We start from the raw sequence: 18705 nt of genomic DNA, 5'->3' as shown, positions 1-18705 counted from the left end.
CTACTTTTTATTGTCAACCATTCCTTCAGAAGCCTCTAATTCTTCAACTCCAACTACAAAGCCATTGGCTATAAAATTGTCACCCTCGCTTAGTTTTGATATTGTATAAGTTTGCTGATGACCTTCTAAAAATTCAATGGATACTAATTTTTCATTACCATTTCCTGTAAGAAATACATCACCTGTCTTTATCAATTGTGTATTTTCAAATCCTTTATATTGTTTTGATTGATTCGGTCTCAAAGAAGCCCAACCTTTTTCTGATAGTTGGAATGGATGGTCTTGTGTCGCTGTGATCCTCACACCACTTTCAAAATGATAGGTAACCAAATGATGATGCATTAGACTTTCCATCTTCTGAACAGTAGCAGTTTTTAGAGTTTGTGTTCTCCTATCCAAATAAGAGACTAAATCACCAGCTTTTATGTCCTCAATATTTTTTGATGTTTGATCTGACATCTGAACCTTTGTCCCTTTTGCAAAACAATGCACATCTAATCCATCAAAAAAGATCTCAGAAATTGCTACATCATCATATTTGTTTCCTTCATAAACTTCAAGGATTTCGAACTTCAATGTCCAATCTTTCTCTGCATTCTCTCCCTCAAACTTACCGATTGGGCCAATACGGAAAAATTGTTTTGCTCTTTTATCACTTAAGTTTAAAATAGAATAGGGTTTGTCATTAATGTATAATTTCAATTTCTTGACCCTAGAATTATTCTCCCAGGCTGATTGTGTTTTCACATAACCATTAGCTACTATGATTTCATTGATTCTTGGTGAATTGGCCTCGAAAGTATATAAAAGGTATTCACCAATTCCATATCCCTCCTTTCCTTCAACCCAAGCACTTTTAAAATTGAGGTCATGAGCATTTTCAGGTGTATAATTATTTTTTCCTTGAGACTGCAAAAAACTTGAAGCGGTAACACTTTTTGGACCTCCGCCACAATACCAACTACAGCCTTCTCCTACAGCGCTATAATAGTCTATCTTCGTTTCATCTACTTTTAATAAAACCTCTTTTTCCTGTTCTGATAAATCTTCATGCTGAGTACCTTCTGACATCTTTTCCCAGATAACCTCTGCCGCTTGATAATTCTTATTGAATTCTTTTTCCCCTTCAGCACTTAGATATAAAGTAGAAAAACCATTTGGATACATCTGTTTTATTTGTGAGAAAACATTTTGTGATAGTAATATTAATATTGTAACAAGAACCTGCTTCATGGTTGTTTGATGTTTACTTAAGATTAAATCATAGAATTGGTGATAAATTCCATTGTGCAAAAATAATGAAAAGACAGCGTTCAGTAAATTATAACTCAAGTAATTGTAAGTACTAAGGTATATTTATAATTCGGCTCTATTGTATAACAAAAAATACATCCATCATAAACCTTTTCAATTACGTCTATGATGGATGTATATATAGTATACTACTAGTTTTCTTCCTTAGGCTTTATTTTCAGGGCATTAATCATCCATTTTCCAGATAAAGTAAGGGTCAAGAGTTCATCTTCTTTCACTTCCACCTCTACTGTTTCAATTTTCTGTTTTCCAGTATAAACCGCTTCATTATCCATCAATAATTTATCATTGATTTTAAAAGACATCTTGTAATCTATTCCCTTGTTGTAAATCATTTCTTCTTTGATTCGGGCATCTCCCATATAGAAAGTTAGATCATAAACACCCTTCTTTAATTTGATATAAAAACGAGCTTCTTTCTTTCCTTTTAAACCGTCTCTTTGCCAAAAAGGAACACGTTCTGATGATTCATTATGAGAGAAACCTACATGCTTTACATCATTTTTATCCCAACCAAATTGATTAATGTTGGGGTTATAAATATGTCTTTGATTGACGGGAGTAAATCCATGTGTTTCAACCATAGCATACATTGCAAAGTTTAGGTTGATTTCAGAAAGTGGTTCTGGATTTTCATATGCTCTTACTGTTATATTTTGTGTTTTAATTTTTGGTAACATCGCAGGCATAACCGCTTTATATTCTGAAAAAGTATGATAACTTTCTGGAGATCCCAATAAAGTTCTTTTTTGTATTTTTTCTGCTTGAGCATCAGTACATATTACAATTCTATCTAACCCAATACCTTCGTCCACTTGATAAATTGACAGTGTATGATATCCTACTTTATTCACTGTGATTTTGAATGGTAGTTTTTCCATCTGAAGCAATACATTTCTATGCCAATTGATCGTTTCTTTGCTTCCATCACTCATCACGGTATTAATTTTTTGACCTTTATGTCTTATACCATTTAATACTTGTGGTTCTGCATCATCAAGTCCTATTGCAATTTGACAAGTCTTTCCTTTTCCTTCATTTAGAGTAGGAATGCGGTACAATTGTCCATAGAAAGTCCCTGTACTTGTGAAATAAACGGAGTAATCCAATCTTGCTCCATTTCCCTTTATATCCTTCTGTATTTTTGTACCACCCTTTACAAACATAGAAGATCCATTATATCCAAATTGCCCGTACTCTTCCCATTCTCCACCATTAGATCCTTTAGAAAATGAAGTGAATTTTTCTGCTTCGATGGCTAATAAACCATTTCCTTCTACATAAGATTTGTCTTTCAATTCAAAAGAATGTTTTACTGCTTTTACAGGATAGGATTTCAAATAACCATCGCTTCCTTTGATTTTAAAAACGGTCAAATGAGTTCCATTTTTTAATTTCTCCCAATCAATATTCACCAAAATACGTTCCTCTACATCAACAACACCTGATACTTTTGAAAAATTGAGCCACTCTACTTCACTTTCCAATTCCCATGATTGTGTTTTAAGTCCACGATTAAAAATATCTATAAAACGGGTGTTATTTTCAAAAGAAGAAAAACGTAATTCTACTTCTTCATCTCCTGTAATTTGCCCTTCGCAAACAGATCCAATTCCATTTTGAACTTCTTCCTGAAAACGTTCATCATAAACTAGATTATTCGGAATATTGGCAACATCAAAAATTCGTTCCTTAAAATTATACAAGGCGTAAGGGTCCATGATTCCATCCCATTTACCGCTCTTCATTTGCCTATAAAATTGCAAGTCTGACTGTATGTCTTTTTCCGCTTTTTGTGATAATTCCTTATAAGCATTTACACTTGCAAAACGTCCTTGTTTGGCATAAAAAGTATTTTTTCGATAGTACTCAATTTTCTTCAACATTAAATGAGTAGAACGGATAGGATAATAAGCGAGATGCCAGAAAGACGCTTTTGCTTTTTCATCTAACCTATCATAAATCTTCTTGGCTTTGTTCTCAAATTTTTCTGCTTCCGCAATCTGCCGTTGTGCTTCATCTCCAAAATCAAAAGGACTGTAATACTGATACATCCAAGTGTTTTGAAAAGTCCAATCCCAAAATGGTGTCATGGCCTCTGGTCTTTTAGAACGGCATAAATTATGGAAGTCTGTGATTAAATCTGCTACTTCCTCTGCTTGGATCTCATCCATTTTAAAATGCTGTTGAGCACTTTTCTGTAAGAATGTATTTGCAGTATTTTTGGGGTAAGCATTAATATCATAAGCCAATTGCATGAAAAACTGTAAACCTAGTTCAGCAGGCTTAATATCCCCAACATTCACAATCCAAAATTCACGAGCATTAGCATTATACACCTTCTCTAATTCTTCTTGAATCAAAGGAAGTGGTGTAGTATAGAGCCAATCATATGCTGTAGGATACCCCTGATATGCCAAGTGATAATAGATGCCATTCCCTCCTGCTCTTTTTTGTTCCTCAGGTTTTGGAAGCTGTCTTGCATAACCAAAATTATCTTCCGTCCATACCATCATCACATCTTCAGGTATTTTCACGCCCTCACACTTTTCTTTCCCATCTCGACTTTCTCCATTATATAACTCACCTGTTTCTTCATAAGGAACAAAAACTTGAGGCACTGCATCTTCTGCCCCAAATGTTTCTTTGATCATTTGTCGCTGACGATCAATAACCGTCTGTAATAATTTGACTTTATTTTCTAGCGTGGGATTTTTTAAGTTTTCATATAAAAATGGAGAATCATGAACCCCTCTTATCCCCAAAGTATAGATCATATTGTACTCTTTTGATTCCTCTAAACGCTCCTGCCAATACGCCTCTATGGTTTTGGGATTGACTGTATAATCCCACACAGGAACACCAACTGCATCATATTGATTTGCGTGTGCTTCTGCCCAATCATGCCACTCATCATAATTATTACGGGCCATATTTTCACAATGGGAAGAACCAACATAGATCCCGTACTTTTTTGCATTGCTTGGATTGATAGGTTTTCCATTTTCATCTTTTGCTTCAAAAAAGTAACTACTTCTTTTCATCATAGCAGGCCAAATTGTATTAGCTTTTAAACGTAATAAAAGTTCAAAAACTCTTTCGTACACCTCTGGGCTAGGATGCCCTTTTAACTTCTCCTGTGATGTATTTTCACTCCATTGCGTCAATGCTTCTTCATCATTGATAAAAATCCCTCTGAATCGAACAGAAGGTGCTTTGGGTAAAAGTAAACAATCTTCGATGATCACTTCACTCTTTCTTGTTGGTTCAATATCGCACCACCAATAAAGTGGAGAAACTCCAATTTTTTCAGAAATTTCATAAATACCATAAACCGTCCCCAATGCATCGCTCCCTAGCACAATCAATCCATTATCAATTTTCCCAAAAGGTTTTTGCTCCGCTTTTAGTAAAAATGATTGTTCTAAGCCTTCAATACCTTTAGCTTCTTCAAGTTTATTTTTCTTTTGAAGTTTGAGAAGGTTTGTATCATTTACTGAGCCAATCAAAATACTATTTGTCCCTGCATGTTTAAGAGAATGCACAACTTTTGGTTTCTGACCTGTCACCATTTCAATATCATTCTGTAAATCCTTTACAGCACGTAAAATTTGTGGAGCAGATGAACTTGAAACATAAATTGTTGCTACCTCTTTATTTTTAAATAATGGAAACGAATTTTGTCCTTTAGCATCAGTACAAACCATCGTTAAGACAACCATAAAACCAATGATTGCTTTTAATGTCTTTTTCATACTTGTGTATTCTATTTTTATCTCAAAAAATTATATCGTCAATCATGAAAGCTTGATGTCGAAATTATTGAGAGAAGCCAATTACTTCAAATAAAAGAAGGTAGAATTACGTTTTTTAACCGTTAAAAAATAAACACTAAATACTCATTATCAACATATTAAAACATATACAGATTATATCTTATCATAAATGGTCAATTTGGTGATTTAGGAATAGTTCTTTAATTTGATGCAGAATTAAAGCAGATAAAATTGGTCAAAGAGAAATTTACAGAGGAGGAAATCACCACTCAATTAAACAAACTGGCTTCTGATAAAGCATTTTCACGTTCGAAAATCAATATCAGACTTTTAAAGTTTTTAGTGGAATCCACTTTAAAAGGAGAAGACATAAAAGAGGTTACAATAGGCACTGAGTTTTTTGGGATTAATTATAACCCCATTAAATCTGATAATAAAGTGAGGGTTTATATCTATCATCTTCGTAAGAAGTTAGAAGAATATTATAACACTACAGCCACACCTGAGGAAATTGTATTCCGAATTGCAAAAGGGCAATATGGTGTTCAATTTGAAAAATATCAGCAACCCAAAAAAGAAACTTCTACATCAAATCAAAAATGGTTTGGCTTACTTTTGATCCCTATCATTGTATTGATTGGTTATCTATCTATTCAAAAAAGCATCAATGATTTTTGGGTGACTTTAATGAAAAATGAATTGCCGACTACAGTTATTTTTGGGGATTACTTCACCATAGAAGGACCTATTTCTACTGGTAGGAAAGGAATCATTCGTGATTATGAAATAAATTCTGAAGATGAACTTCAAGCCTTTATTGTAAATCATCCAGAACATAAAAATATTGAAAAGTTTGAAGCGAGCCGTCATCATTATTTCAATTGGATGGCACCCTACTGTAGTAAAACAATTACACAATTTTGGGCTCCATATGATTATCCTTTTGAGATCACTCAAGTTTCGGAATGGAGTGTCAGTCAAATTGAAAATAAAAACCTTGTTTATTTTGGGCAATCAAAATCAATGGGTGTTCTAAAAAATATTCTAAAAGAAAATTTCCCTCAATATGATTATGAAAGTCAGAGGTTGATTAGAAACGACCTTTCTACAAATCAAACTACTTCATACAATGATTATATCACAAAAGAGGGTAAAATAATTGACTATACTGCAGTGGCCAAAGTTACTTTACCTGCCGGAAATGAAATCCGCTTTTTTATGTCTGATCAAGATTGCGGAGTAATCAGTGCCTTGCATTATTTTACTAACCAAGATTCTGTTGAAGCTTTTTACTCAAGGCATCAAATCCATGAAAATGAGGACTTCTTCGTCTTATTTAAAGTTTCTGGATGGCAAAGAAAATCCTATGATATGGAGTTTATTTTAATGGATAAGAAAGGTGAATAAGATTATTGATTGAACTTTCAATCTATATATCTGTAAGTTTTCTAGGTTCTACTTTCAAACTTCCTTCCTCTTCATTTTTCCATTGATGAAAAACGAAGCAAAAAATCTAGGCTGTGAAGTCAAAAGCTAAATTTTATTCCTCTCGCCTAAATGATTTTAAACTCGCTAAAGCTCAAACAAGAAAATCATTTTTAACGGCTCAATCCATAAAATTCTTAACGCTTTTCCCTTCAATGCCATAAGAGTACTACCAAAGTACAATGGTAGAAAGCATCATGACATGTATGTTAAACGTAAACAAACCTATTCTGTTAAAAATAAAACCTCAATTTATTATCAAAACTCTCCATCATTTTATAGACTTTATCCCCTAAAATTTCTTTTTGTATCTCTTTTGATTTTGCTTCGTACTGATGGTATTTATTTGTGGAGCCTGTGTAGGCAAAATCAAAACCTCTTGTATTCATCTGATATATTGAAGAGGCAAAACCAATCATAAACACTATAACAGTCAGACTCTTAAGATCAAACTTCACTACATTTTGTAAAAGATGAAGTAATAAATTGATGACAATTACGCTTACAACAATTAAAAAGATATCGTAGTTATTCCACCACCAAATATGGCCTGTTCCACCAATATACATTTTGGATGGCCAAAATAGATTTACACCTCCCCAAGAAGATGAAGGAGTTGGCATATCTTCAAGCAAATGAATCATAAAACCAAAAAGAAAACCAATCAACGATAATCTCATCTGATTGAAAGATGAAAAGAGGTTTTTATATTTTACTTCTCTCACTTTTGTATTAAAAAAGTAGGATATTAAACCTACAAACGTCATCAACATTACTCCTGCGGTAAGGCTATGCAAAAACGCATGATGGGAGTACCAATATTTTGCTGAGTAGATGACTCGGCCACTTTGTTCCAGATTGAAAAAAACACCGATCGTGGAATCAAAACCTCTCCACAAACTTATGGCATCTAAGTCAGGTAAAGCTCCAGCGAAACCAGAAAGTAAAATAATTTTCAGCTTGTATGTCCATCCTCTTTTCTCAAAACTTGAAACAACCGTTCCTACTGCTACTCCTGATAAAGTGTGGGTTAAAATGTCCATTTGTTGCCTGCATACTGTTTAGTTTTCTCCTATAAAAAGAATTGATTTTTAAGTTAATCAAATGATTCGTATAAAGAAAATGATTCTTTTGTAACGCCTTTTTCTATAGCAAAAAGGGCAAGATAAAACATCTCTTTTCTATAATGAGACATTATCTTACCCTTCTATTTATTCAAGCTTCCTTAATTATTGCACTTGATTATTTCCCATCTTTGAGAAGAAACTTTCTCCACTACTTATAACGCCATCAGGTTGATCATAATCTACGTATTGCCAAACTCCGTTGCTGAAAAATAAATAACCCATTCCTCCTGACATTTCAGAGAATTCATTTTTCAGTGAGTCTTTTTGAGTGATGGATAACACACTATCAGCATGAGTCACTGTTACTCCATTCCCCGAAAAATAATCTGACACTTGTGACGTAAAATATCCCCAATCTTCACCACCTTCAGCATAGTAATCATCCAATATTTGCTGTTCAGTATAAATAGCTAATAACTTATCACCTGAAGCAGTAATTGCTGAATTCTTTGACATTATTTCTGTCGAATCTACAAAATATACTGGCTTAAATCGCTCATATACAAGTAGACCTTTTGAGTTCTTGTCGATATAATCAGAAGGATTCATGTAACCAAGTTTAAGGTCGTCAGCAAAAAACGGCAAAAGAGAATCAACAACTGCATCATAATGAGACACATTTATTCCCTTTAAATTATGGTTGATGTAATTCTTCAAGCTATCTGATAAACCAAAAGAAAAGCCTACTTTATAAGTATAAGGTTCATTTGTTTTATCATAACCATTATTCCATATTTTGTTATTTCTTAAAGTAAGAAACGGCACATTATCTTCTGATTGATAGGCTTTTCCATTAAGGAAAATTGCTGCATCTGAATTATTATGAATTATGTTGTTTTCTAAGATATGTTCAGTTGAATGCTCATCCAATTCTCCCTAAAAATAAACACCTGTCACACCACAGCCATTAAGGTCACAATTTCTAATGACAAATTTTTGTGATTCACTTGATACACTCACCACATCACCGCCACATGACCCTCCTATTGTAAGCGTATGTGATAAGTAAAGATTATCCACAGTGACATCATTCCCATGAATATTTAATATATGTACATCTTTATCTCCATAAATAAATACACCCGGTTCACCTTTTAAAACTATATGGTCAGCAAATAAATCCAACCTGCTTCCATCCGTTAAAATATATACACCTGCTCTTATTAAAATGGAATCTCCTGCATGTGCATTATCTATTAATTCTTCGATATCCAAATCTGCCGTTAACTCAATCGTTCTCCTTTTTAAATCCCTTTCAGGACTAGCAAGGTGTAATTCTTCTACAAAAGCAAAATTCTTTTCTTTTTCTATTCCATTTTCCATGTATTTACTACGCTCAAAATTCCATTTCACTTTAAATATCACTCCTTCATAAATAGAACTTTTTATGCCATCATTCAAAAAGAAACCATTCATATTATCTTCCAAATTGGTATAAAGTACCCATTGTACTCCTTTTTGATCAGAGAAATAAAGATGTTTATAAATCATATGTTTGGTAGTGTAATATTTATCAATTGAAACACTATCAAAAACAAGTTCAATATTTCTCTGAGATTCCTCTTTAGGGAACTCATGAGGAACAACTACTTCTTCTTCAATTGCCACTTCTGCAACGGAATACTGCTCCGTTTCTTCTTGTTTTTCAGTATTTTTCTGATCACAGCTATTTAGTAATACAATAGTGCTTAGTACCCATAATAAGGGTTTAATTAGCTTTTTTGACATTTTAAGTTTATTTTATTTATTTAAATAGACGTGATGAAGTCAGATCTTCTATTCACATGATTATGAATTATTTCACTCGTCATTTTTTAAATTAGTTTTTCAATATTTGCTTTTATAATTCTTCCCTTTAAGAAGTTATTTCCTGTAAAATAGTTTGTTTTTAAAATACACTCGAAAAATATAAGGATAAGAAAGGTTCTCATATCTTCCGAAGGCGAAGTTAATAATTATCTCATTAAGTATCAAAATGTTATTTTGCTTACAAAAATAATAACCTGTAAAATCCTAAAAAACTGTTTGATCCATGAAATCTGATTGTAACATCACTTTTTATACACACTGCCATCATATTTTAAGGTATCTTTTTGATAGCTAATTTTAGCTTTGTTTTTACATTCATCACCTTCTAAAAAATTAATATTATCAGTGATCTTATTTTTGATTACGATATTATTAAAACCATTACTTTTCTGATCCGAAATCATGATAATTTTCCTTTCAGAGGTAAATTCTCCAACACATTCTCCATCCCACTCACCACCGTAATTTTCGATAGGATACTGATGCAAAACTGGGGTTAATGCATCGTCTTTTTCTACAAATAATGATATCAGTTCTTGGGAATATTGATTGATATTGGAAGACCCTAAAAAAAATACTCTTACACCAAATGCTCTTGTTGAAGAGTTAAAAATATAAGGTGCTGTATCGATTTTTATTTCTGTTAAAACAACCGCATCCGACATCCAATTATTTGTTTTATGGCTTTCAAAATAGTGGGATAGTATTTCTCCTGTCTCCGTTTTTACTACAAAGATATGGCTATCCATTAATATAACTTCATCCTCTTTCTCTGCTATTACAGGTAATACAATTATCGTTTTTGACTTATCATATAAAGATGAATTGTATCCTTTAACGGACCCAAATAGAAGATATCAAAATAGTTTTTACGTGATGTTTTATCAATTGTCACAAATGATTTCTTTTGAAATCCATGCCCTATCACAATTGGAGCCTTGAACTCTTTTTTACAAGAGACCATCAAAAGAAGTAATACTGGGAATAAATATTTCATTAAGTTGAAGTTTTTCGTTTTGACAATTTTTAGTTCATACTACATTGACTCCCCTTCAAGAAACTCCTTCAAATGAAGCATACTATACCGATCCAAGTCAACACCTGACAATGAAATGCTTGAACCGTCTTTGAATTTCAAACGTACCCGATCACTTTCAAACTCACATGATTCAATATGAGCTAAGGGGATAGTTTTTTCATCTTCCCAATACTTTTTCACAATAATTTCATTTTCTCCAAGGTAAATTCCTGTTCTGATCACCCAAAAGCTGAAACTTATAGTTAGTATCAAAAATAAAATGGAAAAGAAATGACTTAGCTGAATACCTTTCTTCTTGTAATAGTCACCATTTAACCTTTTTCTGATATTATTCATTACTATAGAAAAAGGAATTGCTACCATAAAACCAATGAAAAAAGAGGGAGGTATAAAATTGAGTTTTAATACGGTGTGATTCAAATTATCAGATGAATCGTGGTACATATCACTTACTATTGGTAAAGAGATATTTGTCAATCCAACCCCAATGAAAGCACTTAATGCGTAAAGGATTAATGTTCTTCTCACCTTCTTCTCTTTTGCCTCCTTTTCCGCTAACGTTGGATAGTAAGATTTTTGATACACATCATTATCCTTTCTATATACAATTGCGTAAATCAATGCTACTAGAACGTGTACTGTAACGGGAATAACAATTGACTTTATTAAAATTTCAGTCATATTTTTTACTTGAAAACCTCTAAAATGATATAGCAGAAAATTATCTATATATCATCCTTAGATTTTGATATTACTAATAGTTCTAAGCCTGCTCCAACTCAAAAATCGTGATCTCAGGTCGCACATTAAAACGCACTTGCCAAAGGTGACCTACGGCACGATTGACATACAAAGTTCTTCCATCTTCTAAATCTATCACTCCTTGTGCGTATTTCTTATTTTTAATAGGCAACATAGGAGCTTTCAAGAAAGGTGGTTTGCATTGTCCTCCGTGAGTATGGCCTGATAAAATCCAGCCTTTATACCCATTCCAAACTTCTAAATCACAAACATCTGGATTATGACATAACAAGACATTCGCCTTGCTTTCATCATAGTCATTCATGACTTTTTCGGGTTCGAAATTCAAACCCCAGAAATCATCTAAACCAATAATATTTAAGCCTTCAAACTCTTTTTGAGCATTATGAAGCATCTGCACACCGGCATTTTGTAATTGATTTGAAATTTTGTCTGCAACCTTCTGTTCTCCCCAATTTTTACCATAATCATGATTTCCAAGAATGCCTGCAGTTCCCAGTTTTCCTTTTACGATGTGAGGAAGTACTTCATCCAATTGCTGAAACTGTTTTTCATTTTCATAACTCACATAATCACCTGTGTATACTACAAAATCAGGATTGAAAGCTTGTGCTTCTTTAAAAGAATCTATGATATAACTGTAATCAAATCGATTCCCGATATGAATATCACTGATTTGCATTAAGGCTTTTCCTTTGAGATGATCTGGTAAATTTTGGATGGGCATTTTTTGTTTTACAAACTCCAGCCAAAATGGTTCAACCTGCCAAGTATATAAACCTGTAAAAAATCCGGCGCCAACTGCACCTAAAAAAGTTTGCTTTATAAATTTTCTTCTGTTCATTGCTTTAAATATGATGACACTAAAATTGATTGATCGAAGTTTTATTTTGTAATTTACTTAAGGCAGAGGAAAATGTCATTATTTCAAGACATAATTAATTAATCAAACCCATCCGCATATTGTATCTTCCATAAACCATCTTCTTTGATCAGCCCTGCCCTTATTGATAGTGTAGGAATAAAATCTTTTGGGTTAACATAAGCTGTATCATCATTAGCAAGGATTACTTGATACCAAGTATATCTATCCCATTCATACGTTTCTGGTACCACATCATAAGAAAGAAATTTCACAATTTTGGATCCCTGTTCAGGCTTTTCATAAACAGGAGTTGAATCTGATAAAGCGATCAAAAGGCCAAATGAGTCAAACATATCATTATCTTCATAAATATTGGCTGAAGTATAAGGCAAATAATATTCATTTTGATCTTTAGAAAAACCACCACCGCCTATTTTGAAGATAAATTCAAATGTAGACCAAATTCCGCTTTCTTTTTCATTAGGGGCAGTACTGAAATAGTACTTCATAAATCCTTCTTTTGTGGTTTGATCTAACCCCTCATTGGTAGTATATGTCTTTGAGGCAAGAGACCGTTCAATAAAGGCTCGGTCTTTCTCCTGAACCGCAACTTTCAAATCCGTTATAAATTGCATTAAACTTGGATCATTTAGGGATTCATCTTTTGGATAAACCTTACCTATTTGAGCATAAGCGGTGGTGTATATTAATAAAAAGAGAAAGGATAATAGATGCTTCATTTTAAAGTTTAGTTCTAAGCGTTAATTCATATTAGATTAAAACAAAAATCATTCTCTTTTATACTTGTCAACTCCAAAACATAAAACCTAAACCTTTACAAGTCTCCAATATAAGTACTCAAATTTTCATTTCTCTCTAAGCTCATTTTCTTACGTATTCTGTGCCTTGAAATCTGAACGCTGTTCAAAGAAATATTAAGCAATTGTGCCATTTCTTTTGTATTGAACTTTAATTTGATCAATGCACAATGTTTCAATTCAGTGGGTGATAACTCTGGGAATTTTTGCCTTAGTCTTCTATAAAAATCTGCATCTACTTCTATAAATAACGTATTGAAACGCTCCCACATATCAGTATTACTTTGTGCAATTTGAGCGTTGATTTTATTAAAGCTTGACGGTACTTTTTCTTTGATCACGGCTAGAAGTTCCTTGATAGTTTGTTCCTTTTCAATAAAAAGAAGTGTGTTAGCGGTAAGTTCTTTACTCTTTATTTTCATGATTTCTTCAGCACGCTCTTTTTCCATTTGCATTTGTGTCTCATAGCGTTGGCGCTCTATTTTTATTCTCTTGATTTTAGATTTCAAATAGAATAAAAAACCACTTAGAATGAGTGTAAACAGTAAGAGACCAATAACAATCAAAAGTCGTGTTTTGAGTAAAGTACTTTCCTCTATAGTTTGTTCCTGTTCATTAAGTTGGATGTTTTTAAGTTGAAGTGTTTCCCTGTATTTATCTTTAATCTGAAATAAACGATTATTATAGATGCTTTTGATATTATACAAACTATCAGAAATAGCATTGGCTTCTTTTAGGCTTTCTAAGGAGAGTTGCGTTTGATTTTCTTTTTCATAGATGCCCGATAAATGCTGTAAAATTTCGACTCTATAATCATTATGTGTATGGAAAACCTCCATCAACTTTAATGCTTTTTGATAGGCTGAAATTGCCTTGGTGGACTCCCCTTTTTTCTGATATAAATTGCCCAAAAAATTATAAACAATCACCTGAAACGCATTATTGTGATTCACAAAATACCTTTCGGATTCCAAAAGATGATATTCGGCCTCCTCTAAATTATTAAGATACAAAGAGACAATCCCTTTTTCTGTACCAACATAAGCGGTATTCTTGATGGGGTCTTTGGAATATTCCACCCCAACTGCCCTACAACTGTCTAGGTAGACTAATGCCTTTGAAAATTCCTTTGCTTTCCGATATTGGACCGCCATAGAATAATAAAGTGAAATTGTACTTACTGGATCAATTTCTTTTTTCTCAATCAGTGTTTTTACTTGAAACAAGGCCATTCGAAGGTATTCTATGGACATTGTATATTTCTCAAACAAACTGTAAAGCACACTTATATCTGCATAAATTTCACTTTGAAGAAAAATAGCCTTCTTCTGTTTGGCTAATAATAATCCTTCCCATAAATGATCATAGGAAAGACTGTACTGCCCTTTGTTTTTGTATACGTCTGCCATCCCAATGTGGCATTTTATCACATTTGTTGTGTCTTTTGATGCTTTAAAAATTTCGACAACACCCTTATACAAAAGCAAAGCACTATCAGGGTTTGCGTTCAAAAGGGAGTTAGCATTTTGCAATTGTACAACGATAGATAAATTTTCATTTTGCTGGTTTTGAAATCCAAATCCTTTAGAGTTTAATTGTAAAAGTAGAAAAATTGCTAGCAGATAGTTTTTATGAATGTTCATTTATAATTGGTTAGAAGTTTTGATATAGGACAAAAACACTTTTCATTTCATACTTTATTAACTTTTGTCCTAATCCAAATAAATATTACACGTAAAATATACACACATAATCTTTGACAACGGTAATGAGATAGGATTATAAAAAAACACCCTCGGTAATCACTAAAATTTGTCCTCCTTTTCTCTCTGAAAGGGGGATATTTTCAGAAAATAAGAATCTCAAAAATGACTTCATTAAATTATTCTAAACCCTTGTTAAGTTTTTGCTAAATAGGAAATTAAGCTTTTTTCCAATGGACCATACTACTTTTAACTATGCTTTTTCGGCAATAACTTAATGAGCATTTTATTGAGGAGATTTCATTTTTGATTACTTAATTTTTTCAACTCAAATATGCTCTTTATCCACTTAATACAAACAAATGATGAAAAAGAACTTATTACTTTTATCTGTGTTACTCTTATTTATTGGACAACTCTTTGCCCAATCTCTGGGGTATAACAACGACAGAATTGCCATCAGTGCAGATGGTAACAATCAACCGGACAATCACCCTGAAGCAAAATGGCCACGAGCCGATCCTGATGACTGGGGAGGTACACCAGCTTCGTTAGCAATTATCGCCAAACTAGGTTTGCAAGATAAAGTGGTGCACTTCTCTTATAATAACTTTATTGATGCCCCTGCCCACACCACTGAAACTAACTACATGAAAGAAGCGGTTGACGGAGGAATAGAAAGATGGGATTTTGATGCTTCCGTTTTCTTTGATGTACCAGAAACACTCGATGCTTCAATCGCTCATTTGGCAGAAGAATTAGGAAAATCTACCGCTGAAGATCCATTGTATTTTATCCATATGGGAACTTCTGAATTCTTCTACAGAGCAGTTCAAAAAGTCATTGACAATGGAAAAGTAGAAGCACTCTCACATGTGCAGATTATTTCTCATAGTGGCTTTAACGACAATCACCTCAGAAGAGAAGCACATCACAAAATGCAAGAGGCCATTATATTAAGTGGAAACAGATTGAAGTATAAAAAAATTGCAGATCAAAATGGGTGTGACAACTTAGATCAGCTTTGGTGTTCAGGTACTGATTTCACACCTTGGAAATGGATGGAAACTCACTCAGATCCGAATATTCAATGGGTGTACAGTAGAATGCAGTTTCATCCACAAGGAAAAGGTGCTGATGTTTCTGATGCGGGTATGGTGTATTATTTACTAGTAGGTGATGAATTTGGAAGTCCTGCTAAGTTCCAAAGTTTTATTGGCGACGGCATTCAACTTGGAGCTGTTATTCCTGTGGAAGGAATCAATATTTTACATGACAGTAGAAATGCTTATATCGGAAGAGGCGTTCAAATTGCTCACAGTATTATACCTTCCGATGCTTTTAATACAAAAATCAATTGGACTTCTTCTGACCCAGAAATTGCTTATGTTTCAACGAAAGGAGAAGTGATCGGACTAAAAGAAGGAACAGTTACAATCACTGCAACAACCGATGAAGGAAATTTTAAAGATGTGGTGAATGTCACTGTGCTTACACTCCCAAGCTGTGAAGACCTAGAATATATTGCGATTAAAGATTTTGAAGTGGCACAGATCGACACCTTCGTTACAGCTTACAAAGACAATAGCCGTAATGCAATTGCTGTTGATGCGGGACAATACAAAGATAAATTTGCAGCCACGAAAAAAGTATTTGATGGCTTAACAGGTTTTTATAATATCAGTATGACTACACTGACTGAAGAAGACGGTGAAAGCACTTTCCGGCTCAAAGTCAACGGCCAACTTGTAGGAGAATTTCAAAACCCTGTCGCTACTACGGATATGGAACCATATATTCATGAGTTTCAAAATGTATTGATTGAAAAGGGTGATGAAATTCAGATTGAATCTAATGCCCATTCCAATGGATTAATTCCTGAAGGTGATGGCTTTGCTTATGCTCGTGGTCGCTGGCGTGCTTTAAACTTTGAATGCCTGGGGGAGTGCGAGGTGGAGGAAGTGAACGGACTGCTGATTTTTGAGGCAGAGCGCTTCCCCCTTGTTGGCCATTGGAAAATAGGTACTGATACAGAAAAAGCATCAGGTGGAAAATACCTTTATTATGGCGGACCAAATTCTTATCAAAAAGTACCCAATGGACAAACCATCTCATATACTTTCAAAATCAATAACCCCGGTGGATATACAGTAAAATGGACCATGAGACAACCTGAAGGAGAAAGAGGTGGAGATTTAGGCAATGATGCGTGGATCTATTTTGATGATGATATTGGAAGAGCTAAACAGGAAGCTTTAACTCACTTTGAAAAATTTGTAGGAAGAAGTACAGATGATTTCACACTCAATGGACAACTGGATTTACATAATAACGGACAACCTTGGATGTCTGTTGTATTTCCAGAAGCAGGTGAATACACCATCAATTTGAGTGGACGTTCCTCCCACTTTCAAGTAGATCGAATTATTCTTTACAAAGGAATGAAACTGGATGAAGTAGCAGAAAAAATTGCAGAAATCAAGGAAACGATGAATTGTAATATTGCAGGAATTCCGGGGGATGATAATGACGACAAAGAAGAACCTATTCTGAGTATCACTCCTTCACTCCCATCTCTGATTCTTTATCCAAATCCCACAAGTGGAATGCTTCAAATCAGTGGTTTAATTTCGGAGGCTAAAAGTGTTTCTGTTCTTAATATGATCGGGCAAATACAATTGCATAAAAAAGTCAATTCGAATCAAATAAACCTTGATGTTTCTGCTTTAAGTGTAGGTACTTATATTTTGAAGTTGGAAACAAACCAAGGAGTTGTCTCAAAGGTATTTATGAAAGAGTAGTAACTATGACAATCTATTATTACCCACAGTTTTTAACTGTGGGAATTTTATAACCCTTTTCACATAATCAAAATGGATGAACTAAACTTACTTAATGTAAAGCAATTTTCTTGATTTTTGTTATTACTCCTTTCCTACATGTTACCCTAATTCCCCCGTTTCCATAAAGCACAAAACGACTAGATTTTGTTAAAGGCTTTTCCAATTCATAACAATTACAACCTACTCCTTTTAATGCTTGACCTTTTACATTAATTTCCAAAGGTATCCCATTCTTTGAAACAGGAATTTGTTTTACTGTATTGAAGACAAATTCAGTAGTATCCTCTTCTGTATCAGCATACAGAAAAAAACTTTGATGATCAATATCTATACTTCCTTTTTCAACCACTTGAGAAGCTGATTTCATTTCATAAAGACTATCATTTATAAATAGTCTTACCACTTCTCCATCATCATAAGTAATTCGATATATTCCATTCGAAATTACCTTTCTATCATTTATCTGACCAAGAATCAACATAGAATTTGTCAGCATTAAAATAAGTATGCCAAAAAGCTTATGAGTCATATATATAATTTTTAAAAGTTTAATTTCTCAAGGAGATTTGTAAATAAGTTCTTAACCTCCAAAAAATTATCATTCCCTAAAAACACAGCTGAAGTTGATAAATTTGCCATACCATAACTTTCTCTTGATTACAAACGGCTGGCTTCCACTTTGAGTCATTAAAAATCTGTAATACCTCATCTGGATTTTCTATAAACTCCTCACCTCTAAAGTAAGAAGGAAACACTACTTCACCCTGTTCATTAATAAAATATGAGATAAGCACTTTCACTCCACTTAATCCCATTTTCTTTCCTACACCATTTAGTTTGACTGTTTTTGCAAGGATGCGGAAAATCTTTCCTTCCGGTTTTATTTGAGATGGAGGAACATCTACATTTATGCAATGTTCAATCCCTGTAATACTATCAAATTTGAAGTCACACTCCTTCTCCAATTCTTGAGCATTAGCAGGTAAACTTAAGATACAGTATAAAACAGTAAATATTATTGATAAGATCTTCATATCCCCCTTGCTTTAAAAAATTAGGTAATGGATGATTTAGGTTGATTCTTTGTTATATGTATATGAGACATTACAAAGAAATACGTTGTCCTCACTGTGAAGGCAACGATATAGTGAAAAATGGTCATAG

At 33.5% G+C, this 18705-nt stretch carries 13 protein-coding genes and 1 pseudogene; 2 read left to right on the top strand and 12 right to left on the bottom strand.

What is annotated here, in order from left to right; genetic code table 11:
* Together HHU12_RS27525 and HHU12_RS27520 are read right to left on the bottom strand one after the other, a co-directional pair.
* The gene (locus tag HHU12_RS27525; protein ID WP_169659954.1) at nt 1-1233 is read right to left on the bottom strand and encodes an NADase-type glycan-binding domain-containing protein; all 1233 of its coding nucleotides are present in this window, start codon (nt 1231-1233) and stop codon (nt 1-3) included.
* Nucleotides 1234-1445: 212 nt separating this feature from the next.
* A complete protein-coding gene (locus tag HHU12_RS27520) occupies nt 1446-5069 on the bottom strand; it encodes a glycosyl hydrolase 115 family protein (RefSeq protein WP_169659953.1) in 3624 nt (1207 codons plus the stop codon).
* Between the two features lie 252 nt (nt 5070-5321).
* Between HHU12_RS27520 and HHU12_RS27515 the strand changes: the two genes are divergently transcribed.
* On the top strand, nt 5322-6497 hold the full coding sequence (locus HHU12_RS27515) for a helix-turn-helix domain-containing protein (RefSeq protein WP_169659952.1): 1176 nt from the start codon (nt 5322-5324) through the stop codon (nt 6495-6497).
* Between the two features lie 311 nt (nt 6498-6808).
* Here HHU12_RS27515 and HHU12_RS27510 read toward each other — a convergent pair whose 3' ends face one another.
* From HHU12_RS27510 to HHU12_RS27475, 8 genes and pseudogenes are all read right to left on the bottom strand, one after another.
* Nucleotides 6809-7618 (bottom strand): metal-dependent hydrolase, encoded by an 810-nt coding sequence (locus tag HHU12_RS27510; protein WP_169659951.1) that lies wholly within the window; start codon nt 7616-7618, stop codon nt 6809-6811.
* Nucleotides 7619-7804: 186 nt separating this feature from the next.
* On the bottom strand, nt 7805-8572 hold the full coding sequence (locus tag HHU12_RS27505) for a hypothetical protein (protein ID WP_169659950.1): 768 nt from the start codon (nt 8570-8572) through the stop codon (nt 7805-7807).
* Nucleotides 8573-8578: 6 nt separating this feature from the next.
* Complete coding sequence (locus HHU12_RS27500) at nt 8579-9430, bottom strand: right-handed parallel beta-helix repeat-containing protein (RefSeq protein ID WP_169659949.1); 852 nt, start codon at nt 9428-9430, stop codon at nt 8579-8581.
* Between the two features lie 323 nt (nt 9431-9753).
* Nucleotides 9754-10314, bottom strand: a pseudogene (locus HHU12_RS27495) (PA3715 family protein); the annotation flags it as partial.
* A gap of 233 nt (nt 10315-10547) precedes the next feature.
* Nucleotides 10548-11231 (bottom strand): hypothetical protein, encoded by a 684-nt coding sequence (locus HHU12_RS27490; RefSeq protein ID WP_169659947.1) that lies wholly within the window; start codon nt 11229-11231, stop codon nt 10548-10550.
* Nucleotides 11232-11313: 82 nt separating this feature from the next.
* The gene (locus tag HHU12_RS27485; RefSeq protein ID WP_169659946.1) at nt 11314-12156 is read right to left on the bottom strand and encodes a metallophosphoesterase; all 843 of its coding nucleotides are present in this window, start codon (nt 12154-12156) and stop codon (nt 11314-11316) included.
* Between the two features lie 98 nt (nt 12157-12254).
* Entirely contained in the window at nt 12255-12917 is a 663-nt protein-coding gene (locus HHU12_RS27480) for a hypothetical protein (RefSeq protein ID WP_169659945.1), read from the bottom strand.
* A gap of 95 nt (nt 12918-13012) precedes the next feature.
* Nucleotides 13013-14638 (bottom strand): tetratricopeptide repeat protein, encoded by a 1626-nt coding sequence (locus tag HHU12_RS27475; protein WP_169659944.1) that lies wholly within the window; start codon nt 14636-14638, stop codon nt 13013-13015.
* A 422-nt stretch (nt 14639-15060) separates the two neighbouring features.
* On the opposite strand from HHU12_RS27475, the gene HHU12_RS27470 reads away from it, so the two are divergent.
* Nucleotides 15061-17499, top strand: coding sequence for a T9SS type A sorting domain-containing protein (locus tag HHU12_RS27470; protein WP_169659943.1), 2439 nt, complete (start codon nt 15061-15063; stop codon nt 17497-17499).
* Between the two features lie 91 nt (nt 17500-17590).
* On the opposite strand, the gene HHU12_RS27465 is transcribed toward HHU12_RS27470, so the two are convergent.
* Nucleotides 17591-18070, bottom strand: a complete 480-nt coding sequence (locus tag HHU12_RS27465) for a hypothetical protein (RefSeq protein WP_169659942.1) — start codon at nt 18068-18070, stop codon at nt 17591-17593.
* Nucleotides 18071-18146: 76 nt separating this feature from the next.
* A complete protein-coding gene (locus tag HHU12_RS27460; protein WP_169659941.1) occupies nt 18147-18575 on the bottom strand; it encodes a hypothetical protein in 429 nt (142 codons plus the stop codon).
* Between the last annotated feature and the right edge of the window lie 130 nt (nt 18576-18705).

It is taken from the genome of Flammeovirga aprica JL-4 (assembly GCF_012844305.1).
In the GTDB taxonomy this organism is placed as follows: Bacteria; Bacteroidota; Bacteroidia; order Cytophagales; family Flammeovirgaceae; genus Flammeovirga; species Flammeovirga aprica.
This window is presented reverse-complemented; position numbering and strand designations above follow the sequence as displayed.

Excerpts from the sequence above, each read along its gene's own strand:
- HHU12_RS27490 (WP_169659947.1), bottom strand. The coding sequence starts at position 11,231 with ATGACTGAAATTTTAATAAAGTCAATTGTTATTCCCGTTACAGTACAC.
- HHU12_RS27520 (WP_169659953.1), bottom strand. The coding sequence starts at position 5,069 with ATGAAAAAGACATTAAAAGCAATCATTGGTTTTATGGTTGTCTTAACG.
- HHU12_RS27460 (WP_169659941.1), bottom strand. The coding sequence starts at position 18,575 with ATGAAGATCTTATCAATAATATTTACTGTTTTATACTGTATCTTAAGT.
- HHU12_RS27485 (WP_169659946.1), bottom strand. The coding sequence starts at position 12,156 with ATGAACAGAAGAAAATTTATAAAGCAAACTTTTTTAGGTGCAGTTGGC.
- HHU12_RS27475 (WP_169659944.1), bottom strand. The coding sequence starts at position 14,638 with ATGAACATTCATAAAAACTATCTGCTAGCAATTTTTCTACTTTTACAA.
- HHU12_RS27480 (WP_169659945.1), bottom strand. The coding sequence starts at position 12,917 with ATGAAGCATCTATTATCCTTTCTCTTTTTATTAATATACACCACCGCT.
- HHU12_RS27470 (WP_169659943.1), top strand. The coding sequence starts at position 15,061 with ATGATGAAAAAGAACTTATTACTTTTATCTGTGTTACTCTTATTTATT.
- HHU12_RS27510 (WP_169659951.1), bottom strand. The coding sequence starts at position 7,618 with ATGGACATTTTAACCCACACTTTATCAGGAGTAGCAGTAGGAACGGTT.
- HHU12_RS27500 (WP_169659949.1), bottom strand. The coding sequence starts at position 9,430 with ATGTCAAAAAAGCTAATTAAACCCTTATTATGGGTACTAAGCACTATT.
- HHU12_RS27465 (WP_169659942.1), bottom strand. The coding sequence starts at position 18,070 with ATGACTCATAAGCTTTTTGGCATACTTATTTTAATGCTGACAAATTCT.
- HHU12_RS27525 (WP_169659954.1), bottom strand. The coding sequence starts at position 1,233 with ATGAAGCAGGTTCTTGTTACAATATTAATATTACTATCACAAAATGTT.